Source organism: Desulfovibrio sp. JY (assembly GCA_021730285.1).
Lineage (GTDB): Bacteria > Desulfobacterota > Desulfovibrionia > Desulfovibrionales > Desulfovibrionaceae > Solidesulfovibrio.
In genome coordinates this window covers 4,469,759-4,496,324 of record CP082962.1, presented here as the reverse complement: position 1 = coordinate 4,496,324, position 26,566 = coordinate 4,469,759, and the positions used below count along the sequence as shown (strand labels likewise).

The 26,566-nt window shown below is 64.7% G+C and carries 24 protein-coding genes; 6 read left to right on the top strand and 18 right to left on the bottom strand.

The features are described 5' to 3' along the window. Positions 1–54: 54 nt before the first annotated feature. The gene (locus tag K9F62_20165) at positions 55–792 is read right to left on the bottom strand and encodes an EI24 domain-containing protein (protein UJX40967.1); all 738 of its coding nucleotides are present in this window, start codon (positions 790–792) and stop codon (positions 55–57) included. Between the two features lie 101 nt (positions 793–893). Further along, complete coding sequence (locus tag K9F62_20160) at positions 894–1,199, bottom strand: hypothetical protein (protein ID UJX40966.1); 306 nt, start codon at positions 1,197–1,199, stop codon at positions 894–896. Between the two features lie 213 nt (positions 1,200–1,412). Here K9F62_20160 and K9F62_20155 point away from each other — a divergent pair, with 213 nt between their 5' ends. The 3 genes from K9F62_20155 to K9F62_20145 are packed head-to-tail and all read left to right on the top strand — an operon-like array spanning position 1,413 to position 3,816. Further along, on the top strand, positions 1,413–1,949 hold the full coding sequence (locus K9F62_20155; protein UJX40965.1) for a hypothetical protein: 537 nt from the start codon (positions 1,413–1,415) through the stop codon (positions 1,947–1,949). Next, entirely contained in the window at positions 1,946–3,319 is a 1,374-nt protein-coding gene (locus K9F62_20150; GenBank protein UJX40964.1) for a trypsin-like peptidase domain-containing protein, read from the top strand. The genes K9F62_20155 and K9F62_20150 overlap by 4 nt, the downstream gene beginning before the upstream one ends. A gap of 41 nt (positions 3,320–3,360) precedes the next feature. Further along, the gene (locus K9F62_20145; protein ID UJX40963.1) at positions 3,361–3,816 is read left to right on the top strand and encodes a nuclear transport factor 2 family protein; all 456 of its coding nucleotides are present in this window, start codon (positions 3,361–3,363) and stop codon (positions 3,814–3,816) included. A 110-nt stretch (positions 3,817–3,926) separates the two neighbouring features. On the opposite strand, the gene K9F62_20140 is transcribed toward K9F62_20145, so the two are convergent. The 13 genes from K9F62_20140 to K9F62_20080 all read right to left on the bottom strand — a co-directional run bounded on the left by K9F62_20140 (position 3,927) and on the right by K9F62_20080 (position 20,100). Beyond that, a complete protein-coding gene (locus tag K9F62_20140; GenBank protein UJX40962.1) occupies positions 3,927–5,408 on the bottom strand; it encodes an outer membrane homotrimeric porin in 1,482 nt (493 codons plus the stop codon). Between the two features lie 537 nt (positions 5,409–5,945). Continuing rightward, positions 5,946–7,406 (bottom strand): outer membrane homotrimeric porin, encoded by a 1,461-nt coding sequence (locus K9F62_20135; protein ID UJX40961.1) that lies wholly within the window; start codon positions 7,404–7,406, stop codon positions 5,946–5,948. 254 nt (positions 7,407–7,660) lie between these two features. Next, positions 7,661–9,067 (bottom strand): outer membrane homotrimeric porin, encoded by a 1,407-nt coding sequence (locus K9F62_20130; GenBank protein ID UJX40960.1) that lies wholly within the window; start codon positions 9,065–9,067, stop codon positions 7,661–7,663. Positions 9,068–9,338: 271 nt separating this feature from the next. Then, a complete protein-coding gene (locus tag K9F62_20125) occupies positions 9,339–10,754 on the bottom strand; it encodes an outer membrane homotrimeric porin (protein ID UJX40959.1) in 1,416 nt (471 codons plus the stop codon). Between the two features lie 256 nt (positions 10,755–11,010). After that, positions 11,011–12,489 (bottom strand): outer membrane homotrimeric porin, encoded by a 1,479-nt coding sequence (locus tag K9F62_20120; protein ID UJX40958.1) that lies wholly within the window; start codon positions 12,487–12,489, stop codon positions 11,011–11,013. 165 nt (positions 12,490–12,654) lie between these two features. Next, complete coding sequence (gene recJ / locus K9F62_20115) at positions 12,655–14,379, bottom strand: single-stranded-DNA-specific exonuclease RecJ (GenBank protein ID UJX40957.1); 1,725 nt, start codon at positions 14,377–14,379, stop codon at positions 12,655–12,657. Positions 14,380–14,437: 58 nt separating this feature from the next. Continuing rightward, positions 14,438–15,298, bottom strand: a complete 861-nt coding sequence (locus K9F62_20110) for an HDOD domain-containing protein (GenBank protein UJX40956.1) — start codon at positions 15,296–15,298, stop codon at positions 14,438–14,440. Continuing rightward, on the bottom strand, positions 15,295–16,191 hold the full coding sequence (locus K9F62_20105; GenBank protein ID UJX40955.1) for a tetratricopeptide repeat protein: 897 nt from the start codon (positions 16,189–16,191) through the stop codon (positions 15,295–15,297). The genes K9F62_20110 and K9F62_20105 overlap by 4 nt, the downstream gene beginning before the upstream one ends. Before the next feature lie 86 nt (positions 16,192–16,277). Next, complete coding sequence (gene gmk, locus K9F62_20100) at positions 16,278–16,907, bottom strand: guanylate kinase (protein ID UJX40954.1); 630 nt, start codon at positions 16,905–16,907, stop codon at positions 16,278–16,280. After that, entirely contained in the window at positions 16,897–17,157 is a 261-nt protein-coding gene (locus K9F62_20095) for a DUF370 domain-containing protein (protein ID UJX40953.1), read from the bottom strand. The genes gmk and K9F62_20095 overlap by 11 nt, the downstream gene beginning before the upstream one ends. A 91-nt stretch (positions 17,158–17,248) precedes the next feature. After that, complete coding sequence (locus K9F62_20090; GenBank protein UJX40952.1) at positions 17,249–18,130, bottom strand: YicC family protein; 882 nt, start codon at positions 18,128–18,130, stop codon at positions 17,249–17,251. 60 nt (positions 18,131–18,190) lie between these two features. Next, complete coding sequence (locus tag K9F62_20085; protein ID UJX40951.1) at positions 18,191–18,760, bottom strand: DUF4416 family protein; 570 nt, start codon at positions 18,758–18,760, stop codon at positions 18,191–18,193. Beyond that, complete coding sequence (locus K9F62_20080) at positions 18,757–20,100, bottom strand: MiaB/RimO family radical SAM methylthiotransferase (protein UJX40950.1); 1,344 nt, start codon at positions 20,098–20,100, stop codon at positions 18,757–18,759. The genes K9F62_20085 and K9F62_20080 overlap by 4 nt, the downstream gene beginning before the upstream one ends. A gap of 91 nt (positions 20,101–20,191) precedes the next feature. Here K9F62_20080 and K9F62_20075 point away from each other — a divergent pair, with 91 nt between their 5' ends. From K9F62_20075 to K9F62_20065, 3 genes are all read left to right on the top strand, one after another. Beyond that, positions 20,192–20,350, top strand: coding sequence for a hypothetical protein (locus tag K9F62_20075; protein UJX40949.1), 159 nt, complete (start codon positions 20,192–20,194; stop codon positions 20,348–20,350). 159 nt (positions 20,351–20,509) lie between these two features. Next, positions 20,510–21,226 (top strand): EAL domain-containing protein, encoded by a 717-nt coding sequence (locus K9F62_20070; GenBank protein ID UJX40948.1) that lies wholly within the window; start codon positions 20,510–20,512, stop codon positions 21,224–21,226. Positions 21,227–21,550: 324 nt separating this feature from the next. Further along, entirely contained in the window at positions 21,551–21,958 is a 408-nt protein-coding gene (locus K9F62_20065; protein UJX40947.1) for a MucR family transcriptional regulator, read from the top strand. A 169-nt stretch (positions 21,959–22,127) separates the two neighbouring features. Here K9F62_20065 and purE read toward each other — a convergent pair whose 3' ends face one another. From purE to K9F62_20050, 3 genes are all read right to left on the bottom strand, one after another. Then, positions 22,128–22,616: a 5-(carboxyamino)imidazole ribonucleotide mutase gene (gene purE / locus K9F62_20060; protein UJX40946.1), complete on the bottom strand. Its 489-nt coding sequence runs from the start codon at positions 22,614–22,616 to the stop codon at positions 22,128–22,130. Continuing rightward, a complete protein-coding gene (gene purD / locus K9F62_20055; GenBank protein ID UJX40945.1) occupies positions 22,617–23,897 on the bottom strand; it encodes a phosphoribosylamine--glycine ligase in 1,281 nt (426 codons plus the stop codon). Between the two features lie 301 nt (positions 23,898–24,198). Next, positions 24,199–26,535, bottom strand: a complete 2,337-nt coding sequence (locus K9F62_20050) for a PAS domain-containing protein (GenBank protein ID UJX40944.1) — start codon at positions 26,533–26,535, stop codon at positions 24,199–24,201. Positions 26,536–26,566: the final 31 nt, after the last annotated feature.

The following is a 26,566-nucleotide window of genomic DNA, read 5'->3' as shown; positions in this document are numbered from 1 at the left end:
CATGCCGCAAAAAGGACGCTTGGTGCACCCTGGCGCGCCGATGTTGCAAGAATGTCATTTCCGGTTTGAAGGGATGCCGTCCCGGCCGGGGCCGTCCAGATACAGCAGGGTGGCGCCGCAGATGGCGCAGGGGAAAAGAAAGATGTTGAGCACCGGCACGAGCAGCGGCAACCCGAATCCGAGCAGGGTCAGGGGGCGGGCGGCCATGGCCCGCAGCCGGACGGCGAAGCGGGGTTCGTCGCGGGCGTAGGCGAAATCGATGAACTCGAAGGCCAGCAGGGCCGCCGCGACCAGGGGGGCGAGGATCTGTCCGATGACGGGTATGAAGACCAGGAGTACGGGAACGGCGGCCACGAACACGGCCTGCTTGGCCTGCTCGAGCATCACCCGCCACCAGGGCAGGGTGTTTTCGTGGCTGGCCCCGTTGCCGCGCAGCTTGCGGACCATGCTCCCGGCGATGGCGTCGTAGATGGGCGAGGCCAGGATGGTGGCCACGACCATGAAGAGAAAATAGGACAGGACGAAGACCAGGGCGTAAAGCACCGCCTTGGCCACATGGACGTACAGCCAGTACAGCAGGCCAAGCGTCTGGCCGGCGTCGACCGCCCGGGGCGACCAGACCAGGGCAAGCAGCTTGTCGTCATTGGCCGCGAAAACCCAGACGCCGGCCGCGAACAGGACCAGGGTCAGGCCGAAGGGGATGGCCGTGAGGGCCAGGTAGCCTTTGTGGGCCAGGGCAAACCGGAAGCCTCGGGCATGGGCGAAGAGTCCCTTGGGAAAAGCGGTGAGCATGGCTGTGTTCTCCCCGTCGGCGGCATCGCGTATGGTCCGGGCACGTCTCGGCCAGACGTCGCGCCGCGACCGGTTACGCTGCGGTACGCTATGGAAAACAATCAGTTGGGTGTATTGTTCCCAATCTCGTCGGTTTCCTGCGGCGTTTCCTTGGCGGCAGGATTCACCAAGCCCAGGGAACCATGGCGTCCCTCGACTTCGTCGTCTGCGGCGGGAGCGATATTCGTAACTTGAAAAGGCATGCCCAGGGAATCCATATCGACATATCTTTTGGCTTCCTTATGGGCATGGGCCTCGTTATGGGCCAACACGACAACGTAATCCGTTTCGGATACGTCTTTTTTACGCCGAAACCAGCTATTCGTTACATGGACCTTGGTGGCGAAGTAGACACGGAATTTTTTCATGATGCGGGGATCTCCAAAAACGCTCGGAATAAGGGCGGTCACTGCCTGCTTTTTTCAGGCTCATTCCGAGCTTCCAACAAACGTTATACTACGCCAAAGTGCTCGTGGCGGCAAGCCCTTCCAGGGGCGTGCCTCGGCGGTCGGCCGGCTTGACCTGGGTGCGTCCGCCCCACTAGCCTGCCGGATCGGGTGCAACCGTGACGGGAGGATAGCATGAAACGCATTGTTGCGATGCTGTTTTTTAATGTTTTGGTGATCGCCCTCGCGGCCGGGCCGGCCCGGGGGGCCGAGAAAAAAAACGAAACCGCCGGGGAGGTGCTTTTTGCCGCCAAACGGCTGGCCTGCGCCTTCACCCATGGGGTGGTGGCGGGATTTACGCCCCAGGGTTCGGTCAGCATCAAGCCGCCGCTCAATCCCAATACCCCGGGCCTGACCATCAACATCGTGGATCCCAAGGCCAAGCGGGTGGTGCTGGAGGAGGACGCCCTGGAAACGCCGGGCGTCTACATGACGAGCCCCGCGGGCCTGACCGCCATGGCGCGCTATCCCGACGGCGGCATGACCGTGGTGACCGTCTATCCCCTGTATTCGGGGGCGTCGGACAATTTCCTCATGGTGGCCTCGCACCACGGCGCGGCCACCATGCCGCAGATGACCCAGCGCTACGGGTTGTGCCGGGTGGCCAGCGATGCGCCGCCGCCCGCGCCGACGCCGCCGCCCGCCGCCAAGGGGCACGGGGCGCATAAATGAACAGGCGCGGCGCGACGCTGCTGCTTGTCGTCTGTCTGCTCGCCCTGGCCTCGCCGGGGCTGGCCGATTACGACGACGCCTTGCGCGCTTTCGAGCGCGGCCAGGATGCCGTGGCCCTGCGCGAGCTGGCCCCCCTGGTCAAGGCGGGCAGTCCTTCGGCGCTTTTTCTCCTGGGGGCGATGCGCGAGGCGGGGCGCGGCGGGGCCAAGGACCCGGCCGGCGCGGCTCGGCTCTATCGCCAGGCGGCCGAGGGCGGCAACACGCCCGCCATGACCGCCCTGGGGCTGCTCTACTATCGGGGGGAAGGCGTTGCCCAAAGCGACGCCATGGCGTCGACGTATTTCCGGAAAGCGGCCGGCAAGGGATCGGCCCAGGCGCTGTACCTGCTGGGGCTGATGCGGCTTTCCGGGCGCGGCGGACCGACGGCGGACGCGGTGGGGTATCTGCGCCGGGCGGTGCGGGCCGGCTCGCCCGAGGCGGCGGCCGTGCTCGGCGAGCTGTTGCTGACCGGTCGGGGCGTGGTCAGAAATCCCGCCGCGGCCTACGCCATGGCCTTGGATGCCCTGGCCGGGGACCGGATCGTTGCGGCCACGCGGGATCGTCTGACCGCCTTGGCCGAGCGCGCCGGAAAGGCCCTCGACCCGACCGTGGCCCTGCGCATCGAGGGCAAGGCCCGGGGGCAGCAGGGAACGGACCGGGGACATGGCGACGGACCGGGGGCCGCGCCGAAAGGGCCTGTGATCACCGGTACGGGATTTGTGGTCAGCCGGCTCGGCCATGTGCTGACCAACGCCCATGTGGCCGCGCATTGTCGTCGCCTCATGGCCGTTGTGGACGGAAAACCCATGGGAGCGAGCCTGTTGCGGGCCGATCCAGAGCATGACCTGGCCTTGGTGCGGCTGGCCGCAGCCCCGCCCGAGGCGCTGGTTTTTCGCGAGGGCGACGCACTCCCGGCCGGCACGCCCGTCTATGCCGCCGGGTATCCGGGGCGGGCGGCCCTGTCCGGCCGCCTGCGGGTCACCGCCGGTCGGACCCGGGAACTGGCCCGGGGCGCGGGGCCGGGCCGGGAGCAGGCCGTGACGGCCGAGGTGTTGCCCGGCAACAGCGGCGGTCCGCTCCTCGACGCCGCCGGCCATGTGGCCGGCGTGGTGGCGGCCCGGCGCGATACCGAAGGCGCGCGGCGACTCACCGGGGACGCGCCGCCCGACATGGGATTCGTGGTGCCGCTGGCCGCGGTCAAGGCGTTTCTGTCCCGGGGGCAGGTGCCCATCGCCTCGGCCCCGTCGGCGCGGACCCTGGATGCGGCCGGGATCGCGGAAGCGGTCTCCGGCAAGGTGGTGCCGCTTTTTTGTCAGACGGCTGGTCGGTAGCAATGGCTCCCAACAGGCAATGGACAAAGGAGGCGTGACGCATGGAACCGATGCAGGAACCCATTACCGGAAGTGTGTTGTCGGGGACGGATAGTCCCATTGGGGCTTTGTCACAGTTTTATTTCGCCTTTAATCGTCGTGATATGAATGTGATGCGTCAGAATTGGAACCAACGGGAATGCGTGCTTTTTAATCCGTTGGGCGGCGTTCTTCGCGGGTGGAGTGCTATAGAACCATTGTATATGCGACTCTTTAACGGGCCTGCCAAAGTGTATGTCGAATTTTTCGACTATACCATCCATATTGGCGGGGATTTGTTTTTTGCGGCTGGACGGGAACGTGGCGAATTTGAAAAAGGGACCGTTAAAATAGAATTGGCGATCCGCACAAGTCGGATTTATAAAAAGAGGGGAAACGATTGGAAACAAATCCATCATCACGGATCCATCGAGGACCCGCAGCTTCTTGAAACGTATAGAGCCGCAGTGTTTTCTTGAGTGTCACCCTGCCGCCTGTCCCGTTTCAGGCGGCGCCCCCCTAACGCCTGAAACCAAAAAGGCCGGGGCCCGAAGGCCCCGGCCTGCGCCCGGTTTCCGATCGACCGCGTTTAGAACTTGTAGGTCAGGCCGAAGGCGACTTTCCAGGCGTCGCCCGAGCGGGACTTTTCGGCCAGGCGGTGACCCCAGACGCTGGTCTGGAACTGGCCGTGGGCCCAGCCGGTCTCGAGGACGGCGGCCAGGTTTTCATAGATCATGTACTTGGAGTCGAAGTTCACACCCATGGCGAACTCGTTGGAGGTCAGGTCGCGGCCCATCTCGAAGTAGGGGTTGCTGCCCAGGGCCACGTTGACGGCGCGGATGGCCGCCGGGTTGTTGTTGCCGTGGATGTAGGTGTAGGTCAGGCGATGGGTCAGCTTCTCGATAAACGAGATGTTGTCCAGAGAAGCGCCGAGACCGTAGGCGCCGACCGGGTTCATGCCCATGTTCGAGTTCTTGGCCAGCACCTGGCTGTCGTCGAACAGGAAGCTGTTGCCGGGACCCCAGTTGGAACGGATCTGCGGCATGCGCTCGGAACCGTTGTAGTTGGAGTGATCCTCGCCGGTGGACCACCAGCCGAAGACCTTGGGCGTCAGCATGTCCCAGCCGGTGTACTCGACGCCGGCATCGAGGAACCAGCCCTGGCGCTTGCTCTTCTTGCGGTCGGACTGGGCGCCGGCGCCGTAGATCACGTCGGCGTAGAACTTCACCGGATCAAGGGCGGTCACCTCGAACGCGCCGCCGGCCCACCAGTAGACGTTCTGGTCGTTCTTCCACAGGGCCGGGGTCATGAAGGTGCCGGCGGAAACCAGGTTCTCGGCGAAGCTCTGCGAGCTGAAGGTCGAGCTGCCGGCGGTGAAGTAGCCGGCGTTCTTGCCGGCCACGGTGATCACGCCCCACGGCGTGGCCTTGAAACCGTCGAGGGTGATGGGCAGGGCCAGGAAGTAGGCGTCCAACTCATCGGCCACCTGGGTGGTGGTGGTGTCGTAGGTGCGGTTGGTGTCGATCAGACGGCCGAAACCGGCGAGGACGGCCAGGGTGTTGTCGATCAGCGGGGCCTTGACGGTCAGGGCGGCGATGCGGTCGCCGCCGAAAACCGGCGAGCCGTAGAACATGTTGCTGATCGGCAGGTCGATGTCCTGGAGGCCGGCGGTGAACTCAACGGCGCAGCCCGGCCACTTGAACTGCAGGTAGGCCTGGTACACGGCGATGGCCACGGCCGGGTTGGCGGCGGTCAGGGTGCCGTGACCCCAGGTGTCCTCCACCTTGATGCCCAGTCTGAATTTCACGGCCTCGTTGGCCACGAAGTCGGAGCGCAGGCGGAAGCGTTCCCAGATCTCGAAGCGGTCTTCGGTCTTGGTGCCGGCGTGGGAGTAGGTCGGGGTGTTGGACGTCCAGGACGCGTTGTTCCAGCCGGTGTAGTTGTGCTCGGCGAAGAAGACGCCGTAGATGCGGGCGTCGCCGGTCATTTTCACCTCGGTGGACGCCTGGGCGCTGGCGAAGGCGCTCAGAGCGAACACCGCCACAAGTGCGATGATCCAAATGCGTTTCATGATTCCTTCCTCCGGAAAAGCGGGTTTTATCGGAAAACCGTAGCGCATGTGGACCGAAAGAGGGCGAGTCCTCCGGCGATCACGATTTCGCATTACAGGGTGTTTTGTGACCGTGCAATGGGGGTTCCGCATATATCCCAGGGAAAAGTTAAAGAATTTTTACTAATTACTAAAGAGTAATGTTATAGTGTAAATTATATTCCAAATGAAATAATATGAGCCGAACCTACGTCTTGCAGGTGGGCTTCGAAAATGGTCATGCAACAGGTCGGTACAATGGAATGCTGCGTCTTTAGATTCCGCCAGGATCGATTCCAATGCCGTTGCATTGTCTCAAAAAGAGCCCGTAAATTTTCGTTTCGGGCGGGAACAATGCAAAAAGACATGTGAGATGCTGCGACGGATATTTGGGGGGGGATCGGCTTGTCGTGCCGCGTAGCAGCGCTGGAAATTCCGTAAAAAAGCACAATTATTGAAATGAAAAGGCCGGGACCCAAAGGTCCCGGCCTTCGCGCCGGACGCCACGGACAGGGGGGGCTAGAACTTGTAGTTCAAGCCGAAGGCGACCTTCCAGGTGTCGGCGCTGCGGGCGCGTTCGGCCAGGCGATGGCCCCAGACGCTGGTCTGGAACTGGCCGTGGGCCCAGCCGGTCTCCAGAACGGCGGCCAGGTTTTCGTAGATCATGTACTTGGAGTCGAGGTTGACGCCCATGACGTATTCCTCGGCCGTCAGGTCACGCCCCATCTGGAAGTAGGGGTTATCGCCGAGATAGGTGTTGAGGTAGCGGATGGCCTTGGCCGAGTTGGTGCCGCGCACGTAGGAGTAGGTCACGCGGCTGGTCAGCTTTTCCACGAAGGAAATGTTGTCGAGGGACGCGCCGATGCCCCAGTTGCCAACGGGGCTGACGCCCATGTTGGATTCCTTGCCGAGGATCTGGGTGTCGTCGAACAGGAAGCTGTTGCCCGCGCCCCAGCTGGAGTGGATATAGGCCATGCGCTCGGAACCGTTGCGGGTGGAGCCGTCCTCGCCGGTGGACCACCAGCCGAAGGCCTTGGGCGTCAGGACGTCCCAGCCGGTGTACTCGAGGCCGCCGTCAATGAACCAGCCCTGGCGCTTGTTCTTCTTGCGGTCGGACTGGGCGCCGGCGCCGTAGATCACGTCGGCGTAGAGCTTGACCGGATCGAGGGCGGTCACCTCGAAGGAGCCGCCGATCCACCAGTAGGCGTTCTGGGCGTTCTTCCAGCCGGCCGTCGTCACGAAGTCGCCGGCGGAAAACAGGTTCTGGCCGAAACCGGTGCTCCAGTAGTTGGCGTCGGCGCCGGCAACTCCCACCATGCCCCAGGGGGTGACCTTGAAGCCGTCGACCGTGACGGGCAGAGCCAGGAAGTAGGCGTCGAACTCGTCGGCCACCTGGGTGGTGGTGGTGTCGTAGGTACGGTTGGTGTCGATGGCGCGGCCGAAACCAACGAGCAGCCCCAGGGTGTTGTCGATCAGCGGGGCCTTGATGGTCAGCGCGGCCATGCGGTCGCCGCCGAAGACCGGCGAGGTGTTAAACAGCGAGGAGTGGGGCAGGTCGAGGTCCTGCAGGCCGGCCGTCACCTCGACGGCGCAGTTCGGCAGCTTGAACTGCAGGTAGGCCTGGTAGACCGAGATGGCCACGGCCGGGTTGGCGGCGGTCAGGGTGCCGTGACCCCAGGTGTCCTCCACCTTGATGCCCAGGCGGAACTTCACGGCCTCGTTGGCCACGAAGTCGGAGCGCAGGCGGAACCGTTCCCAAAGCTGAAAACGGTCTTCGGTTTTGGTTCCGGATTTGCTCCAGCTGGCCGGATTGGATCCGGACCAGGAGGCGGTATTCCAGCCCGTGAAGTTGTGATTGGCAAAATACACGCCGTAGATACGGGAGTCGCCCGTCATTTTGACTTCCGTCGCCGCGTTGGCCGCAGCCGCGGCCCCGAGCAACAGCGTGGCGAAGCACACCAGCAAGACAAGACGCTTCATGAATCCTTCCTCTTCGTTCATTCGTTGGCAATACATCCGGCGACAGTTCCGGCGGCGCGGAACATGACGTCCGTGTAATTCATTTTAAAGTTGAAATGTACGGATCGGTTGTTATTTCAAGGTATTGTCACATATGTCACGAAGAAGAAGCCGAATCGTGACTGTTGTCCATGTGTCACGAAAGCGTGGAGGCAAAAAAAGGCCGGGACCCGAAGGTCCCGGCCAGGCATCGGGAGGATGTCGCGCCGTTTGAACTAGAATTTGTAGGTCAGGCCGAAGGCGACCTTCCAGGCGTCGCCGTCGCGGGCCTGGGACGTCAGGCGATGACCCCAGATGCTGGTCTTGAACTCGCCGTGGGACCAGCCGGTCTCGAGGACGGCGGCCAGGTTCTCGTAGATCATGTACTTGGTGTCGAAGTTGACGGCCATGAGGTACTCGTCCTTGGCCAGGTCACGACCCATCTGATAGTAGTCGTTGGTGCCAAGCGTCGTGTTGAGGTACCGGATGGCCTTGGCGCTGTTGTTGCCGTGCAGGTAGGTGAAGGTCAGGATGTGGGTCAGCTTCTCCATGAACGAGATGTTGTTGAGAGAAGCGCCCAGACCCCAGGCGCCGATGGGGTTGACGCCCATGTTGGATTCCTTGCCGAGCTCCTGCGCGCAGTCGAACAGGAAGCTGTCGCCCGGGCCCCAGTCGACCAGGATGGCGGGCATACGCTCGGAACCGTTGCGGGTGGAGCTGTCTTCACCGGTGGACCACCAGCCGAAGACCTGCGGGGTCAGGATGTCCCAGCCGGTGTACTCGGCGCCGAGGTCGAGGAACCAGCCTTCGCGCTTGGCGGCCTTGCGGTCGGACTGGGCACCGGCGCCGTAGATCACGTCGGCGTAGAAGTTGACCGGATCGAGGGCGGTGACTTCGAAAGCGCCGCCGGCCCACCAGTAGGCGTTCTGGTCGTTCTTCCAGGGGGTCAGGTAATCACCGGCGGACAACAGGTTCTGCGCGAAGCCGGCGTCGCTGTAATCAGCGTCCTTGCCGGCGACGCCCACGGCGCCCCAGGGGGTGGCCTTGAAGCCGTTGATCGTGATCGGCAGCGTCAGGAAATAGGTGTCGAACTCGTCAGCGACCTGGGTGGTGGTGGTGTCGTAGGTGCGGTTGGTATCGATCATGCGGGCGAAGCCGGCGGTCACGGCCAGGGTGTCCTTGATCAGCGGAGCGTTCACGACCAACGCTGCGGCGCGGTCGCCGCCGAACACCACGGAGTCGTAGAAGAACGAGCTCTGCGGCAGGGACAGATCCTGGAGGCCGGCGCTCACCTCGACGTTGCAATCCGGCATCTTGAACTGCAGGTAGGCCTGGTAGACGGAGATGGCCACGGCCGGGTTGGCGGCGGTCAGGGTGCCATGACCCCAGACGTCCTCCACCTTGATGCCCAGACGGAACTTCACGGCCTCGTTGGCCACGAAGTCGGAACGCAGGCGGAACCGTTCCCAGATCTGGAAACGGTCTTCGGTCTTGGTGGCGTCGGCATTCCAGCCCGTGTAGTTGTGATTGGCGAAAAACACGCCGTAGATGCGGGCGTCACCGGTCATTTTGACCTCGGTGGCGGCCGAGGCGACGCTGGCCAGTCCCAGGATCAGGACGGCCAGGAGAGCGAAACGCTTCATAATAATTCCTTCCTCCTCGGTTATGTGGGAATCGCTGCGCGCTCCCGACGCGGTCGACGGGTGGCGATCCCGTCGAGTTGTCAAATATGTAAATAATTTCAAAAATGCAACTCTTCGGTTCTTCTTTTTACGTAAAAGTAAAATTCCTTATACAGGCACCGCCCCTCCACCGACGCGGTATTTCGGGTGATCCCCTTGTTTTTCAATAAAAAAAAGGCCGGGACCCGAAGGTCCCGGCCAAGGCGTCGGGAGGAGCGCGGCGTGGCTCGAACTAGAACTTGTAGGTCAGACCGAAAGCAACCTTCCAGGAATCGCCTTCGCGAGCCTGCTGGGCCAGGCGATGACCCCAGATGCTGGTCTTGAATTCGCCGTGGGACCAACCGGTCTCCATGACGGCAGCCAAGTTCTCGTAGATCATGTACTTGGTGTCGAAGTTGACCGCGACGAGGTACTCGTCCATGGCCAGGTCACGACCCATCTGGTAGTAGGAGTTGGTGCCAAGGGCGTAGTTGAGAGTGCGGAGGGCCTTGGCGCTGTTGTTGCCATGCAGGTAGGTGAAGGTGAGGATGTGGGTCATCTTCTCGATGAACGAGATGTTGTTGAGAGAAGCGCCCAAGCCCCAGGCACCGACGGGGTTGACACCCATGTTGGATTCCTTGCCGAGCTCCTGCGAATCGTCGAACAGGAAGCTGTTGCCCGGGCCCCAGTTGGGCAGCACGGTGGGCATACGCTCGGAACCGTTGCGGGTGGACTTGTCCTCACCGGTGGACCACCAGCCGAAGACCTGCGGGGTCAGCACGTCCCAACCGGTGTACTCGACGCCGAGGTCGAGGAACCAACCCTGGCGCTTGGCGAACTTGCGGTCGTTCTCGGCACCGGCGCCGTAGATCACGTCGGCGTAGAAGTTGATCGGATCAAGAGCGGTCACCTCGAAGGTGCCGCCAGCCCACCAGTAGGCGTTCTGGTCGTTCTTCCAGCCGTTGAGGTAGGAACCGGCGGAAACCAGGTACTCGAGGAAGCCGGCGCTACCGTAGTTGGCGTCCTTACCGGCAACACCGATGACGCCGTACGGGGTCACCTTGAAACCATCCACCGTGATGGGCAGGGCCAGCAGGTAGACGTCGAACTCGTCGGCCACCTGGGTGGTGGTGGTGTCGTAGGTGCGGTTGGTGTCGATCATGCGGGCGAAGCCGGCGGTCACAGCCAGGGTGTCCTTGATCAGCGGGGCGGACACGACCAGGGCCGCGGCGCGGTCGCCGCCGAACACGACGGAGTCGTTAAAAAACGAGCTCGTCGGGAACGACAGGTCCTGCAGACCGGCAGTCACCTGGACATCGCAATCCGGCAGCTTGAACTGCAGGTAGGCCTGGTAGACGGAGATGGCGACGGCCGGGTTGGCGGCGGTCAGGGTGCCATGACCCCAGACGTCCTCGACCTTGATGCCCAGGCGGAACTTCACGGCCTCGTTGGCCACGAAGTCGGAGCGCAGACGAAAACGTTCCCAAATCTGGAAACGGTCTTCGGTCTGGGTGCCGGCAGCATTCCAGCCAGTATAGTTGTGGTTGGCGAAAAAAACGCCGTAGACGCGGGCGTCACCGGTCATTTTGACCTCGGTGGCGGCCGAGGCGACACTGGCAAGGCCCAGGATCAGGGCGGCCAGCGTGGCCAGGATGGCAAAACGCTTCATAAGATTCCTTCCTCCTCAAAGTTGCGCGTAAAACGCTACGCGTTCCCGACGCCGTGAAACGGGTGGCGTCCCGTCTCGATTTTTCAACTAAGTAAAGAATTACAAAATTGCAACCACGAAAAGGCGATTTTGGGACGAAAGTTTAAATTTTTTTACGCGCCGTGCCAGAAGTGCCACTCTCGACTGTAATTTTTAAATAAAAAAAAGCCGGGGTCGCGAGACCCCGGCTTTGTGGCCGTTGGTGGGATGCCTTTCGCTAGAACTTGTAGGTCAGGCCGAAAGCGACCTTCCAGGCGTCGCCTTCGCGGGACTTCTCGGCCAGGCGGTGGCCCCAGACACTGCTCTGGAACTCGCCGTGAGCCCAGCCGGTCTCCATGACGGCGGCCAAGTTCTCGTAGATCTGATAGGTCGTGTCGAAGTTGGCGCTGACGATGTACTCGTTGTCGGTCAGGTCACGCCCCATGGTGAAGTAGGGGTTGCTGCCCATGTAGGTGTTCAGGTAGCGGATGGCCTTGGCCGAGTTGTTGCCGCGCAGGTACACGAAGGTCAGGCGGTTGCTGAGCTTCTCGATGAAGCTGATGTTGTTGAGCGAAGCGCCGAGGCCCATGGAGCCGATGGGGTTGACGCCCATGTTGCCCTGCTTGACCAGGTCCTGGGAGCAGTCGAACAGGAAGCTGTTGCCCGGACCCCAGTTGGACAGGATCGAAGGCATGCGCTCGGAGCCGTTGCGGGTGGACTTGTCCTCACCGGTGGACCACCAGGCGAAGACCTGCGGGGTCACGACGTCGAGGCCGGTGTATTCCGCGCCGGCGTCGATGAACCAGCCTTCGCGCCGGTTCTTCTTGCGGTCGGACTGGTTGCCGGCGCCGTAGATCACGTCGGCATAGAGCTTCACCGGGTCAAGCGCGGTCACCTCGAAGGTGCCGCCGGCCCACCAATAGGCGTTCTGGTCGTTCTTGAAGCCGGCGGGGTTCATGAACGTGCCGGCGGACAGCAGGCTGTCGGCGAAGGTCGAGTTGGGGCCGTAGGAACCGGCGGTGAAGTAGTTGGCGTCACGACCGGCCACGGCGATGGCACCCCACGGGGTGGCCTTGAAACCGTCCACGGTGATGGGCAGGGCCAGGAAATAGGCGTCCAGCTCATCGGCCACCTGGGTGGTGGTGGTGTCGTAGGTCCGGTTTTTATCCAGCATGCGGGCGAAGCCGGCGGTGACGGCCAGGGTGTTGTCGATCAACGGCGCGTTGATCACCAGGGCCGCGGCGCGGTCGCCGCCGAACACCACGGAATCCGTGAAGAAGGCGTTTTCAGGCAGGGACAGGTCCTGGAGGCCGGCGGTCACTTCGGCGGCGCAGCCCGGCAGCTTGAACTGCAGGTAGGCCTGGTAGACCTGGATGGCCACTTCGGGGTTGGCGGCGGTGAAGGTGCCATGACCCCAGGTGTCCTGGATCTTGATGCCCAGTCTGAATTTCACGGCTTCGTTGGCGACGAAGTCGGAACGCAGGCGAAAGCGTTCCCAGATCTGGAACCGGTCTTCGGTCTGGGTGCCGGCGGGGGTGTAGGCACCGGAGTTGTTGTCCCAGGAGCCGGTGCTCCAGCCGGTGAAGTTCTGGTTGGCGTTAAACGAGCCGTAAACGAACGCGTCGCCCGTCATCTTGACTTCGGTGGCGGCGGACGCGGCCACGACGCTGCCCGCCACAAGGGCGAGCGCGATGGCCAACAGACCTAAACGTTTCATAAATCCTTCCTCCTTTGCGGAAATGCGGTCCACACCGAACGGCCGCCACGCTGGACCCGGCTGGCGAAGCCGGCCCTGGCGTGGCGCTTTGGAGGCTACGCCTAAGTTACAAAAGGGTGCAAGAAAGGAGGTGTCGTTAACTTATTGAAATGATTAAGTGTAGTATTACAGATTGGTAACATGTTCAGAAGGTGCGCCGCCGAAGTCACGCAATCGTAACTCGATTTCGGGCACGCCGGAAAAATAGGTGATCTTCGGCGAGAAGGCGACGCGCACCGTGGAGCCCTTCGACTGCGTTCCCACCTCGCCGGCCATGCCCCAGCCCTTGCCGCGCAGGGTGATGCCGGCCGCCGGGTCGCGCAGGGTCAGCGCGACATGGTTTTGCCCGAAGGGCCGCCTGGCGACCACCGACACCGGCGGCGAGGCGAAAACCGGCTCGGGGTTGCCGCAGCCGAAGGGCTCCATCAGCCCGATTTCCCGGATAAAGGTGGCCGTGACGCCGTCAAAGGCCAGCTCGGCGTCAACGGTCAGCGAGGGCGTCGGCGGGGTCCCTCCAAGGGCCCTGGCCGCCGCCTCGTCGAAGCGGCGGGTCAAAAGCGCCAGATTGTCCGGTTCGATGGACAGGCCCGCCGCCTGCCGGTGGCCGCCGAAGGAGCGCAGCACGTCCTGGATTTCGGTCAAGAGGCCATGCAGGTCGCACTCCGGGATGGAACGGCCCGAGCCCTTGAGCACGCCCTTGGCCTCGTCGGCGGTGAGGATCAGCGTCGGGCGGTAGCGGCGCTCGGCCACCCGCGAGGCCACGATGCCGATGACGCCCTGGTGCCAGTGGGGGGCGAACAGGGTCAGGCCGTGGCCGTTCGGGCAGGCGTCGGCCTGGGCCAGCGCCTCGGCCAGGATGGCGTCCTCCTCGGCCCGGCGTCGGGTGTTTTCCGCATCGAGGTCGGCGGCCAGCGGCCGGGCGACGTCGAGGTCCGGGGCGAGGAGCAGGTCCAGGGCCGTGTCGGGGCGGCCCATGCGACCGGCGGCGTTGATGCGCGGGGCCAGGCCGAAGGTCACCTGGGACGCGCCGAGTGACGCCTTGGGGTTATGGCCGCTGACTTCCTTTAGGGCATGGATGCCGGGACGGCGCGCCTCGGCCAGAAGGAGCAGCCCGTTTTTGGCCAGGATGCGGTTGGGGCCGCGCAGGGGCACCACGTCGGCCAGGGTGCCAAGCGCCACCAGGTCGAGCAGGCGGCGCACGTCGCTTGGTTCGCCGGGCAAAAGGCGGTTCACGGCGGCGGCCAGAAAAAAGGCCACGCCCACCCCGGCCAGGTCGGTGCCCGGGCAGTCGGCCAGCTTGGGATCGACCACGGCGTCGGCCGGCGGCAGTTCGGGGCCGGGCAGGTGGTGGTCGGTGACGATGACGGCAAGGCCCAGTTCCTTGGCCCGGGACACGGCCTCCACGCCGCCGATGCCGCAGTCCACGGTGACGAGGACCTGGGCGCCGTCGCGGGCGAGTTCCTCGATGCCGGGGATGTTGAGGCCATAGCCTTCGGCCGCCCGTTCGGGCAGCCGCCACAAGGGGGCGTGGCCGCGCCCGCGCAGGAAATCCAGGAGCAGGGCCGTGGCCGTGATGCCGTCCACGTCGTAATCGCCCCATACGGCCACTTTCTTGCCCTGGGCGAGGCTTTGGGCCAAAAGCGCGGCCGCCGCGTCCATGCCCGGAATCGTGCCGGGGTGCATGAGGCGGCGCAGGCCCGGGGACAGGTAGGCGTCCATGGTTTCGGCCGTGGTCAGGCCGCGCGTGTACAGCAGGGCGGCCAGGGTCGGGGAGACGCCGAGGGCGTCGGCCAGGAGGTCGGCCGTCTGGGGCGCGACATCGGCGGCGGGGAAAATCCAGCGTTTGGGCACGATCACTCCGAAGAAAGAAACAGGATGCCCGGGCGGACCCGGCAAGGCAAGGGGGAACTCAGCCGATGGCCGCGGCCAGCAGTCCGGGGTTTCGCGCGGCCAGGGCCGAGGCGGTCGCCTCCCGGGCCGTGTCCGGCCGCAGCCCCACGCCGGGAGCCAGGGGGGAAATCACGTCCCCGTCGGGCAAGGGCTCGCCGGCGCGTTCGTGCACGCAGGCGTCGGCCAGCCCCAACAGCCGGCAGGGCCCGGGGTTCTCCGGGGCGGCGTCCGGGGCATGGTGCCAGTTGACGGGTTCGGTGAGGCGTGGCGGCAGATTCCAGGACGCGAGCACCATGGCTCCGATCAGGCCATGGTCCAGGCCCCAGTGGCGCTCCTCGGCCTCGTGCCAGGGCAGGTCCTGGGCCGCGGCCAGCTGCGCCTCGGCCAGCCAGTCGTCCGGCCGGTACAGGGCGGTGATGAGCTTGCCGAGGTCATGGAGCAGGCCGGCGGTGAAGGCATCGTCCGGGTCCATGACCCCGGTTTCCCGGGCCAGTTCCATGGCCGCCACGGCCACGGACAGCTGGTGCTCGAGATAGGGGGAAAGCACAAAACCCGGGGGCAGGGGACGGACTGCGGCCAGCCCGCGCATGCCGAGGGCCAGCACCAGCCCGCGCACCTCGCGAAGCCCCAGCACGGCCACGGCCCGGGCGACGTTGCCGACCTCGGCCTGCAAGCCGTAAAAAGCGGAATTGGCGAGCCCCAGCACCCGGGCCGAAAGCCCCTGGTCCTCGGCGATGGCCTCGGCGATGGCTTCGAGGGGCGAAGCGCCGTCTTCTTCGGTCAGGCGGAAAAGCCGGGTGAGCAGGGCGGGGGAGAAGGGCAGGTCATCGCGGACGGCGGGCAGTTCGAGTAAAAAACGCTGCGCCCGTTCCTGGTTCATGGGAGGTCGTCCGCCGGGGTCTCGGCCTCGGAGGCCTTGGGGGCGGAGGCTTTGGCGGCTGGAGCCTCGGGAAGGGGTTGCGACGGCACGTCACCCACCTTGGCCAGGCCCTTTTCCTCGAGAAAGGCGGCAAAGCGCCGCGATTCGCTGTTGTCGGGGTTTAAGGCCAGGGCTTTTTGCAGGTACTCCATGGTCCTGGCGTAGTCTTTCTTGTCGAAGAACGCCCGGGCGATGTTGAACATCAGGTTGTCGTCGCGGATGGCCAGTTCCTCGGCCCGCTGGTAGTAGGTGAGCGCCTGGTCGAGCATCTTGTTCTTGCGCAGGTTGATGCCGAACTCGTTGAAAAGGTGCTTGTGGTCCTTGTCGAAGGCGGCGTCGAGGCGCACCAGACGCTGAAAGATGTCGTCGGCCTTGTTGGCCTCGCCCCGGTCGAGGTAGGTGAGCCCCAGGCCGAAATTGGCCCGGATGTTCTCCTCGTCCACGGCCAGCGCCTGGCCGAATTCCAGCTCGGCGCTGAAGTTCTCGCCCTTTTCCCGGTGTCGCTCCCCTTTCTGGATGACCATGTTGAGTTCGCGCAGCCGCGGATAGACCGTGGACACGTAGAATTCCGGCTCCGGGGAAAATTTTTCCAGCAGCTCTTCCAGTCCGATGCGGCGTTTGGGGCCGGAAGGGACGTAATTCTTGTTGAGTGGCTGGATTTCCAGGGTGCCGGCCGTGTCCTCCTCCACGAACCAGTACATCTTCTGGATGGTGCGGCGGGTGGTGGTGCCCGTGCCCACCTTTTGGATGGCCTGGGTGGAGAAGATGCCCTTGATGCGCTCGCGGGGCTTGCCGGCGGAATCGGCGGCCGGCGCGGCGCCCGGGGTGTGGTCGTTGTGGCGTTGTTCGGTCATGGCGTTTGGGGCGATACGGCTGAAATTTTTTTCGATTTAACCGGAAAAAGCCCGCCTGGTCAACGCGCAATACGAAAAAGCAGGCGTCAAATGGCCGCATCCCATTGGGCCAGCAGTTCGGGAATCAGGTGCGGATGACAGCGGGGCCGGCGGCGTTCGGCCATGTAAACGGCTCGCAGGTCGGCGTAGGCCGTCTCCAGTTCGGCGTTTTCCACCCAGTAGTCGAAAAGCGGGGCCTGGGCGATTTCCTTGGACGCGGCGGCCAGCCTGCCGGCCACCACTTCCGGCGAATCCGTGCCCCGGCCGGACAGGCGGCGGGCCAGTTCGGCCCGGGTGGGCGGCAGGATGAAGACGTAGGCCCCTTGCCCGAGGCTTTGGCGCAGTTGGGCCGCGCCCTGGACGTCCACGTCGAAGAGCACGTCGCGGCCGGCGGCCAGGGCTTGCCGCACCGGTTCCAGGGGCGTGCCGTAGAAATTGCCGTGGACCTCGGCCCATTCGGCCAGTTTCCCGGCCTCGCGCCAGGCGGCGAAGTCCTCCCGGGACAGGAAATGGTAGTGCACCCCGTCCACCTCGCCATGGCGCGGCGGCCGGGTGGTGGCGGACACGGAAAAGGACAGGACGGGAAATTCGGCGCACAGCTTTTTGATCAGCGTGGATTTGCCCGCGCCGGACGGGGCGCAGATGACCATGAAAAGTCCCAGTCGCTTAGACGGCATTGGTGTCCTCCTCCACGGCGAAACGGGCGCCGAGCGTTTCGGCCTGGATGCCCGAGAGGATCACGTGGTTGGAATCGGTGATGATGATGGCGCGGGTCTTGCGGCCCTGGGTCGCGTCGATGAGTCGTTTCTCGGCCCGGGCGTCCTCGCGCAGGCGGCGCATGGGCGAGGACGCGGGGTTGACGATGGCCGTGACGCGGGACGCCGCGACATAGTTGCCGAAACCGATATTGAGCAGCGTTTGGCGCATGGCCTCCCCTCGGGCACAGAGATGACGGACGACGGCGCCGCCGGTTCGGGTGAGCATACCGGAAAACGCGGGCAATGCCAAAGCCCGTGGCTTATTCCAGGTTTTGCACCTGTTCGCGGACCTTCTCCAGCTCGGCCTTGAAATCGACCACCAGCCGGCTGATGTCCAGGTTCTGGGCCTTGTTGCCGCAGGTGTTGATCTCGCGGAAGGCCTCCTGGATCAGGAAATCGAGCTTCTTGCCGATCTCGCCGCCCTCGCGCACGAGCCCCTCCAACCGGTCCAGATGGCCGGCCAGGCGCGTCATCTCCTCGGAGACGTCGAGCTTGTCGGCCAAAATGGCCGTTTCCTGGAGGAGCCGGTCCTGGGTCGGCTCCACGCCGGCTTTTTCCAGCACGGCCGTGATCCGGGCCACGAGCTGGTCCAGCTTCTCGGCCTTGACCGCCGGGGTCAGGGCGTTGATGGACTCGCGCCAGGATTTGAGCGTGGCGAACCGGGCGAGCAGATCCTCGGCCAGGGCCGCGCCCTCCCGGGCCCGGGCGTCGTTGAAATCGGCCAGGGCCAGACGCAGGCCGTCGGCCAGGGTGACGAACAGGTTCGGGTCCGGGTCCACGGTCTCTTCCTGCCACAGATGGGACAGGGAGAGCAGGCGGTTGAGGTCGGGCGCGTAGGGCACCTCGCGTTCCTTGGCCAGGGCGGCCAGTTCGTCGAGCATGGCCCCGGCCAGTCCCGTGTCGAGGCGGGCCTTCCACATATCCGTGCGCTTGGGCGTGAATTCCAGATGGATTTCCAGCCGGCCCCGGGCCACGGCCTCGCGCACCACTTTTTCCAGCGCCGGTTCGCTCGGGCGCAGGAAAAGCGGCAGCCGCCACTTGAGGTCCAGAAAACGGCTGTTGACGGCGCGCACTTCCCAAACCTGGGTGAAGGCGTCGGACTCCAAACGGCTCTTGCCATATCCGGTCATGCTGTTGGGCATGGAGGCTCCTTGCTTATGGTGTGCTCTTGGAAAATACGGCGGCATTTTTCAAGAGAAAAATCATGTGGAGAGTGTCTTGTTCGTGAGGGCGGCCGCACGGCCTTCCCGGAGGTCCCGGCGGTAACGGCGTCGAAAGTCGGTCAGTTGCGCCAGCATTTCCGGGGAAGCGTAGTCGGGAAATGTCCAGGGCAGGGTTTGCCAGGACCCTGCCTGAAAGACAAGGGTCAGATCGCCGAAAATGCCGTCCCCGAGATAGATGCGGTGGCTGAAATTCTTGCCCGTGGCCAGGACCAGCCGTTCGTTGGTCACGAGTCCCGGGTCGAAGTTGACCCGGCGGGTGCCGTCGGCGCGACAAAGCGTCTGTTCCAGGCCGTTGGTGAAAAGCTTGGCCGCGCGCAGCTCCCCCTGGGGGAGAAGGTTGGCGAAGACCAGCATGCGCCGCGACAGCGGCCCGCCCATCTCGGCGTCGTAATATTCGGTGAAGGTGAAGGGGGTCGCCGGCGTGGCCATCTCCACCGGGCCGAAGCGGGCTTCCAGGGCCGGCCCGTAGTGCGGCCACAAGGCGTCGTGATCGCTTGTCAGCACCGAGCAGACGAGCTTTCCCGGCAAGGGCTCGTGGGGCGTGCTCATGATCCGGTCCCGGCCTCGAGCGGGGCCACGAGCAGCAGGTCGCCGTCGCGGCCGACCGGACGGGCGCGCACGAGGGCGCCGAGCGGGGCGGCGACCGCCGCCTCGAAGCGGCAATCGACATACTGGCCGCAGGTGCCGGCGGCCGGGTCCTGGCGCTCCAGGGCCACGACGACCGCGTCTTCCCGGGCCAGCCGGGCGCGAAAGGCGTCTTTTTTGCCGGCGGCCAGTTCCCGCAACTCCCTGGCCCGCTCGGTCTTGACCGGCTTGGGCAGCTGTCCGGGCATGGCCGCCGCCCGGGTGCCCGGCCGTCGGGAATAGGGAAAGACATGGGCGTAGGTCAGCGGCAAACGGGCGAGATAGTCCCTGGTGCGGCCGAAGGCGGCCTCGGATTCTCCCGGAAAACCGGTCAGCACGTCGCAGCCCAGGCCGAAGGTCGGCCATTTCATACTGATCGCGTCCACAAAAGAGGACACCCGGTCCGCATCCTCCGGCCGGCGGCCCATGGCGGCGAGAGTCTCCGGATCGGCGCTTTGCAGGGAAATGTGCAGGTGCGGGCAGACCAGGCGTGAGGCGGTAAGGACGGCCAGCCCGTCGTCGGTCAGCATGGCCGGGTCGAGGGACCCCAGGCGCAGCCGGACCGTGTCGCCAAAGCGCGGGGCCAGGGCCTCGTCCAGGGCGGCAAGCAGGTCCCAGAAGGACGCCGGCGCATCCAGGTCGCGGCCATAGTGGCCGAGGTTGATGCCGGTCAGGCCGACTTCCCGGTGCCCGGCTTCGACCAGGCGCGACACCTCGTCCCGGATGTCGGGGAAGGGGCGGGAAACCGAGGCTCCCCGGCCGGAAGGCACGATGCAGTAGGAACAGCCGTGGGAGCAGCCGTCCTGGATTTTGACCAGCCCGCGCGCCCGGTCGTAGCCGGTGACGGCCAGATCGGGAAAGACCGCGTCGGGCCGGGGGGCGGCGTCGTCCGGACCAAAGGGACGTCGGGCCAGGCCGGCCTTGTCCGGGACGACGATGACGCCAAGCGCCGCAAAGGCGTCCGGGGCGACCACGGCGGCGCAGCCGGTGACCACGGCCCGGGCCCCGGGGCGCGCCTGCGGGTTGATCTGGCGGGCGAGATTGCGGGCCAGCCGGCGGCTTTCGGCCTCGGCCCGGGCGGTGACGGCGCAGGTGACCAGCACGGCCACATCGGCCGCCGCGGGGTCGTCCACGCGCGACAGCCCCGCCTTTTCCCAGGCCTCGACCAGGGCGCGGCTTTCGTATTGGTTCACCTTGCAGCCCAAGGTGGCAAGCGAGAAGTATCTGGTGTTGTCGGAAGGAAACGTCGGCATGCCCGGGCGCATAACAAAGCCGGTGGCCGCAGTCCATGGCGCCGGGGAACGGCTCTTGCTCCGGGGAGGGGCGAGGGGAAAAACGTTCCCCCGGGAGGACGCCATGCGCAAGCGATTGATAATAGCCTATGATATCTTTGTGTTGGCCGGTTTTGGCGCGTATATGGCCCTGACCGTGTGGCGCTTGCCGGAGGCCTTGCGCCACCGGCTTTTTACGGTTTCGATGGGGTTTTTGACCCAGTTGACCGGCATGCCGGGATAGTTTCACGAAGGAATTGTCCTGGAAAATGGATAAAAGTGGCATCAATTCTGGTTGTGTCTTGAAAAGAGGACTATTTGTTTTGCGTATTACCCTGAATTACATGATAAAATAGTTGGACCGCTTTTTGAAAAGGCGTGCGGCTAAGGAAAAACAAAAGCCATGGCACGCACTTTCGACACCCCCGCGCTTTTTGCACCGACCGTCCGCCCCGGAGGCGACGTCGCCCTTCCCCTGTCCTGGGGGGCCGGCACATTTTTCCGAACCCTCGTGGATCTCGGCACCGGCGACGTTGCCGGCATTGAATCCGTCGAGGCGCAAAATCCCTGGAAGGATCTGCTGGACCGGCGCCTTGACGGACCGATCGAATGGCTGGCCTCCCGGGACGCGGACCTGACCGACCTTCAGGACGCGGCCGCCTACCTGGTGCGTTGCGACCTGACGCTAAAGCCGCAGCGGATCGCCGCCACCCTTGGCCTCGACCCCGGGCGGGCCATTTTGATGTTCGACGTGGCCGGGCTTTACGGCGATCCGGGCCGGGCCCTGAATCTGCTGCTCGACTGCAAGCGGGCCGGGGCGCGCATTCTTCTCGACGGTTTCGACCTCGAGAACCCGCCGGCGCGTTTCATGGAGATGCTGCCGGCCGATATCCTGCGCGTGGCCCCCCGGCGCATGCCGTGGCACTGGGATACGGCCAAGCGTCGGGAGTTGCTGGCCTCGGTGCTGTCCTTCGCCGACAACCTGCTGATGGACGTGGCGGTCGAGGACGTGAGTTCCGGCGGACAGCGCCAGGAATACAAGCGCCTTGGCGTCCGCTATGTCCAGGGCTGCTGGCGCAAGGATATTGCAGGCAGCACACCCGAGTCTGTCCGGCGATAACCGACGCGCCGCAAACGTTTTGCCTCATCGGCTGCGATGGCTCACGAACGTCGCATCCAGCCAGACGCTATCTTGTAAGTTCTTGCCGGCCGAGGCAACCCATTCCGTAGCAGGCGTCTTCGGACGCGTGCCATAGTGTATTGTGCAAGCGTCGCTGAAGCACGTTTCAGCGTCTGTCTTGTTTTTTTGCAGAGGCTGTGGTGTCGACGGAGAAGTCGTGACAAAGTCTGTATTTTTTTTAACTTGCCTTGCATGATGTTGTATTATATGTATAGAGAAATGGCATGGAGATGCCGTTAACATATATCGTATGAAGGAGAGGCTATGGAAGACTTTTTGAAAGAAGCGTTGGAGATCGTCAAGGCTCAGGCCAGTGTTCGCAACATGACCGAGGAGGAGATCACCTCCATGGTGCGGCGGCTCTCTGATGATATTCGCGGTATTGTCTCCGCCGGCACCGCCTTGCCGGGCGGTACCGAAGCCGAGGCCCCCACGCCGCCCGTCGATCCGAAAAAGGCCGTGCGCGAGCGCAGCATCATTTGCCTGGAATCGGGCAAGTCGTTCAAGATCCTCACCAAGAAGCATCTGGGCAAGTTCGGGCTTACGCCGGACACCTACCGCGAGAAGTGGGGATATCCCAAGGGCATGCCGCTTGTGTGCAAGGAGCTGCAACGGGAACGCCGCAAGAAGATGAAAGAGATGAAGCTTTGGGAAAAGCGCGTGAAAAAATAGCGCTCCACCATGCCGCATCCGTAACAGCCCGGAAAACATCCGGGCTTTTTTTTTGCCCAAGCGGCGGTGTGCGGCTTCGTCTCCACGCCGGTGTGGCGTTGACGTGTCTGCCCCGGCCGCACCGTGTCGATTGCGGCGGGCCGGGGCAGGCTTGGCTGGTGTGCGGGGGTTACCGCAGTTTGGCCGCGGCGGTTTCCACGTCCTTGGCGAATCCCTCGCGGGCGGCCGTGATGCGGCCGACCAGAGTCGGATCGCCAAGGGCCAGAATGGAGGCGGCGAGCCAGGCGGCGTTTTTCGCGCCGGCGCCGTCGAGGGCGACCGTGGCCACCGGAAAGCCCGGGGGCATCTGCACCGTGGACAGCATGGCGTCCATGCCGCCAAGGGCCGAGCCCGAGGCGGAAAGCGGCACGCCGATGACGGGCTTGACCGTGCGCGCCGCCACGGCTCCGGCCAGATGGGCGGCCAGTCCGGCGGCGCAGATGAACACCTGGCAGCCGGCTTCCTCGCATTCGCGGATGAGACGCTCGGTGCGCTCCACGGTGCGGTGGGCCGAGGTGACGGTGAAGCGGTGCTCGATACCCAACGAATCGAGCACCTTGGAACAGGGACGCATTTTTTCCTCGTCGGAAATCGAGCCGATGAATATGGCCACGCGCATTTACCGTTCCTCCCGTTTGAGGCCCTTGTCGCCGATGTCGCGGCGGTAAAAGGCTCCCTTGAAATCGATTTTGGCGCAGGCGGCGTAGGCGGCGTCCTTGGCTGTGGCCAGGGTGTCGCCAAGGGCCGTGACGCCGAGCACCCGGCCGCCGGACGTGACGATGGTATTCCCCTCGCGTCTGGTGCCGGCCTGGTAGACGGTGACGGCCGGGTCGGCCTCGGCCGCCTCGATGCCGGTGATGGCCATGCCCTTGGGGTAGCTGCCGGGATAGCCCGGTGCGGCCATGACCACGCACAGGGCGCTTTGGCGCGACCAGCGCACGAGTTCCGGCGTCAGCGTCCCGGCCCGGCAGGCGGCCAGGATGGGCTGCAGCGGGCTGTCGAGACGCGCCAGAAGCGGCTGGCATTCCGGATCGCCGAAGCGCACGTTGTATTCGAGCACCTTGGGGCCGGCCTCGGTCATCATCAGCCCGGCATAGAGAATGCCGGTGAAGGGATGGCCGCGCCTTTCCATCTCGCGCAAAATGGGGGTGATGACCAGTTCGCAGGTTGCGGCGTAGTCCTTCGCCGGCAGCACCGGAGCCGGGCAGTAGGCCCCCATGCCGCCGGTATTGGGGCCGCGGTCGCCGTCGAAGACGGCCTTGTGGTCCTGGCAGGCGGTCATGGGCACGGCCGTCTTGCCGTCGCAAAAGGCCAGAAACGAGGCCTCCTCGCCGACGAGCAGCTCCTCGACCACCACCTTGGCTCCGGCCTGGCCGAAGGCGCCTTTGACAAGGGCCTCGTCCACGGCGGCCAGGGCTTCGGCCGTGTCCCGGGCCACGGTGACGCCCTTGCCGGCGGCCAGACCGTCGGCCTTGACCACCACCGGCCGGCCCAGGCCCTCGATGTAGGCCCTGGCGGCCTTGGCGTCGGTAAAGGTCTCGTAGGCGGCGGTGGGGACGCCGGCGGCCTCCATGATCTCCTTGGCAAAGGCCTTGCTGCCCTCGAGCCCGGCCGCGTAGGCGTCCGGACCGAAGCAGGCCACACCGGCCGATTCCATGGCTTCCCGCAAGCCCGCCACCAGCGGCGCTTCCGGCCCGGTCACCACGAAATCCACGCCCCGATCCCTGGCCAGGGCCACCAGCCCCGGCACGTCCGTGTCGGCAACCGGAACGTTTTCGCCGATGGCGGCCGTGCCGCCGTTGCCCGGAGCGGCCAGAACCGCCGAAACGTCGGGACTTTTGACAAGCGTGCGGGCCAGGGCGTGCTCGCGCCCGCCCGAGCCGACCACCAGTATGCGCATGCCGCGCCTCCTTGATGCCTGAGGAAGGAAGATGGCTCCGGCGGCCCCAAGGGGCGACGCACCCGCGCGGGATACGCCTGCCGGGGCCCGATGCCCTTGTGTCCGGCCGCTTTTCAGGCCGCGCCAGGCCGGGAAAATGCGAATCCGTTCCCGGGTTGTCGCGGAAAATGTTGGCGTCTTGCCGTCTGCGCGACGCCTGCGGCCGGCGGCGGAAAACTAGCCGCAATGCCCGTAAAATGCAAACCGCCGCCAGGGATGGTCGCATCCCCGGCGGCGGTTTTCGTTACGGCGCGGGGGCCGGTCAGGCCGGCAGGGCGGTCTGGGCGCTTGAACCGCTGATCTCGGCCACCAGGGAGCTCAGGCTTTCGGCCTGGGCGGCCATTTCGGCGATGGCCTTCGCGGACTGTCCCATGGCGTCGGCGGTTTCCGCGGCGATGCGGCTTATGGCCTCGATGGAGCGGTTGATCTCTTCCGAGGTGGCCGACTGCTGTTCGGCGGCGGTGGCGATGGCCCGGACCTGATCACCGGCGGACTCGACCACGGAGACGATCTCGGCCAGGGCCGTGCCCGAGCGTTCGGCCAGGGCGGTGGCTTGCCCGACCGCCTCGGCCGCCTCGTCCATCATGCGTTCCGTCTCGGAAGTACCGTGCTGGATGCCGATGATGGCCTCGCCGACCTCCTTGGTGGCGTGCATGGTCTTTTCGGCCAGCTTGCGCACTTCATCGGCCACCACGGCGAAGCCGCGTCCGGCCTCGCCGGCCCGGGCGGCCTCGATGGCGGCATTGAGGGCGAGCAGGTTCGTCTGGTCGGCGATGTCGGAGATGACGCCGAGCACGGCGCCGATGCCGTGGGCCTGTTCGCCAAGCTCGCGCATGTTGACCTTGAGCTTGGCCGAGGCCTCGCTGACCGTGCCCACGGCCGCGACCACCTGGACCACGAGGTCGGCGCCTTCGCGGGCCTTGTCCCGGGCGGTCTGGGCGCCCTGGGCGGTGTCGCCGGCGTTTTTGGCCACTTCCAGGATGGTGGCGTTCATTTCCTCCACGGCCGTGACCGTGTCCTGGACACGGTTGTTTTGCTCCTGGGCTCCCTGGTTGGCCTGCTCGATCTGGGCCGAGAGCTCCTGGGAGGCCGAGGCCATGCGGTCCGAGGTGACGGCCGCCCGGGAAGCGGCGTCGGAGATGGCGGCATTTTGCGCTTCGATCTGTTGGTGCTGGAGCTTTATGGCGGTCATATCGGTCCAAAAGACCATGCCACCGAGAAAGTTTCCGTCCATGTCGTAGATAGGCGAGGCGTCCACCGCGATGTGATAGATCTTGCCGGAAGGGGCGGCTAGGTCCGTGGTCGTGGCGATCTTGATTTTTTCCGTGACGGCCTTGTCGACGATCGGACTTTTTTGACTGTCGCCCAGAATAAATTGCCCCGAGGTCATGCCCACGTATGACTCCGGCGCATCTTTTTTTTCCAACAGGTCGCAGGAATGCTGGTTGACCCAGAGAATTTTGCGATCCCCATCGAGAATGGTGGCCGGGAGGGGCAAACTGTTGAGGACGCCTTCGGCGAAGCCGAGCTTGTTTTTGAGCTCGGCCACCATGCCGCGCAGATTGGCGGCCAGATGGGCCAGCTCGAAGCGGAAGGTGCCCTCGAGAGTGGCCTGCAGATTCCCCCCCGTGACCGCCTCCGTGAACCGTTCCACAGCGGCCAGCGGCCGCAGCACCAGGGCCCGGTTGGCCAGGGAGATGCCGATGACCACCGCCGCCAGGACCAAGCCGCCGATAAGCAGCAGCATGTTGCGTTGGCTGGTGGCCAGGGCCGTCATTTCGGATTCGTAGGCGGTCATGCACACCAGCCAGCCCGTCGCCGGCACCTGGCTTACGGCCATGTATTTGCGTTCGCCTTTCCATTCGTAGGAGACGAGGCCGTTTTTTTGCTCCAGGGCCTGCCGGATGAAGGGCTGGTCCGACAGGTTTTGCAGCAGGACGCTCTTGTCCGTGGCATGGGCGATGATGACGCCCGAGGCGTCGACGACGAATCCGTAGCCGCGATGCCCGAAGCGCAGGGGATCGATGAAATCCTTGGTGAAAAAGTTCCATTTGGGACACACGGCCACGCCGCCGAGGAGCTTTCCGTCCTTGGAGCGCACGGCCTTGGCCACGACGAAGATAAGGGTTTCGCCGCTGCGGGCGCTTAGGACCTTGTCGGTGAAGACCATATCCTTGCCGCCGAGCACGCCCCGCACATAGCTGCGGTCGGCCCGGTTGCCGCCGGTCATGTCCTTGCCCGCGGCGTTGAAGCCGGCCACGATCATGCCCTTGTCGTCGAAGGCGAAGATGGCCCAATAGTTGCCGTAACTTTCGATGTAATTGTGGAAGCGCTCCCTGGCGCGATTCGGATCGCCGGACAGCCCGGCCACCACCGCGTCCTGGGTGGCTAGCGCTCTGGCCACATCGGCCGCGTCCTGGAGATAGAGTTCCAGGGTCCGGGTCGAGGACTTGGCCATCTGGATCAGGGAATCCTGCTCAAGGTCGGTGGCCATGCGGTGGGAGGAACGGGAAACGTAGATCACCAGAATGAGAACGGCGGCCAGCACAAAGCCGGCCACAAGCAAGGTGAGGACCGTGTTGACGCTGCCCTTGCGCATGGATGCCTCCCGGAACTGAAGTCGTGAGGAC

Excerpts from the sequence above, each read along its gene's own strand:
- K9F62_20165 (UJX40967.1), bottom strand. The coding sequence starts at position 792 with ATGCTCACCGCTTTTCCCAAGGGACTCTTCGCCCATGCCCGAGGCTTC.
- K9F62_20160 (UJX40966.1), bottom strand. The coding sequence starts at position 1,199 with ATGAAAAAATTCCGTGTCTACTTCGCCACCAAGGTCCATGTAACGAAT.
- K9F62_20155 (UJX40965.1), top strand. The coding sequence starts at position 1,413 with ATGAAACGCATTGTTGCGATGCTGTTTTTTAATGTTTTGGTGATCGCC.
- K9F62_20150 (UJX40964.1), top strand. The coding sequence starts at position 1,946 with ATGAACAGGCGCGGCGCGACGCTGCTGCTTGTCGTCTGTCTGCTCGCC.
- K9F62_20145 (UJX40963.1), top strand. The coding sequence starts at position 3,361 with ATGGAACCGATGCAGGAACCCATTACCGGAAGTGTGTTGTCGGGGACG.
- K9F62_20140 (UJX40962.1), bottom strand. The coding sequence starts at position 5,408 with ATGAAACGCATTTGGATCATCGCACTTGTGGCGGTGTTCGCTCTGAGC.
- K9F62_20135 (UJX40961.1), bottom strand. The coding sequence starts at position 7,406 with ATGAAGCGTCTTGTCTTGCTGGTGTGCTTCGCCACGCTGTTGCTCGGG.
- K9F62_20130 (UJX40960.1), bottom strand. The coding sequence starts at position 9,067 with ATGAAGCGTTTCGCTCTCCTGGCCGTCCTGATCCTGGGACTGGCCAGC.
- K9F62_20125 (UJX40959.1), bottom strand. The coding sequence starts at position 10,754 with ATGAAGCGTTTTGCCATCCTGGCCACGCTGGCCGCCCTGATCCTGGGC.
- K9F62_20120 (UJX40958.1), bottom strand. The coding sequence starts at position 12,489 with ATGAAACGTTTAGGTCTGTTGGCCATCGCGCTCGCCCTTGTGGCGGGC.
- K9F62_20110 (UJX40956.1), bottom strand. The coding sequence starts at position 15,298 with ATGAACCAGGAACGGGCGCAGCGTTTTTTACTCGAACTGCCCGCCGTC.
- K9F62_20105 (UJX40955.1), bottom strand. The coding sequence starts at position 16,191 with ATGACCGAACAACGCCACAACGACCACACCCCGGGCGCCGCGCCGGCC.
- gmk (UJX40954.1), bottom strand. The coding sequence starts at position 16,907 with ATGCCGTCTAAGCGACTGGGACTTTTCATGGTCATCTGCGCCCCGTCC.
- K9F62_20095 (UJX40953.1), bottom strand. The coding sequence starts at position 17,157 with ATGCGCCAAACGCTGCTCAATATCGGTTTCGGCAACTATGTCGCGGCG.
- K9F62_20090 (UJX40952.1), bottom strand. The coding sequence starts at position 18,130 with ATGCCCAACAGCATGACCGGATATGGCAAGAGCCGTTTGGAGTCCGAC.
- K9F62_20085 (UJX40951.1), bottom strand. The coding sequence starts at position 18,760 with ATGAGCACGCCCCACGAGCCCTTGCCGGGAAAGCTCGTCTGCTCGGTG.
- K9F62_20080 (UJX40950.1), bottom strand. The coding sequence starts at position 20,100 with ATGCGCCCGGGCATGCCGACGTTTCCTTCCGACAACACCAGATACTTC.
- K9F62_20075 (UJX40949.1), top strand. The coding sequence starts at position 20,192 with ATGCGCAAGCGATTGATAATAGCCTATGATATCTTTGTGTTGGCCGGT.
- K9F62_20070 (UJX40948.1), top strand. The coding sequence starts at position 20,510 with ATGGCACGCACTTTCGACACCCCCGCGCTTTTTGCACCGACCGTCCGC.
- K9F62_20065 (UJX40947.1), top strand. The coding sequence starts at position 21,551 with ATGGAAGACTTTTTGAAAGAAGCGTTGGAGATCGTCAAGGCTCAGGCC.
- purE (UJX40946.1), bottom strand. The coding sequence starts at position 22,616 with ATGCGCGTGGCCATATTCATCGGCTCGATTTCCGACGAGGAAAAAATG.
- purD (UJX40945.1), bottom strand. The coding sequence starts at position 23,897 with ATGCGCATACTGGTGGTCGGCTCGGGCGGGCGCGAGCACGCCCTGGCC.
- K9F62_20050 (UJX40944.1), bottom strand. The coding sequence starts at position 26,535 with ATGCGCAAGGGCAGCGTCAACACGGTCCTCACCTTGCTTGTGGCCGGC.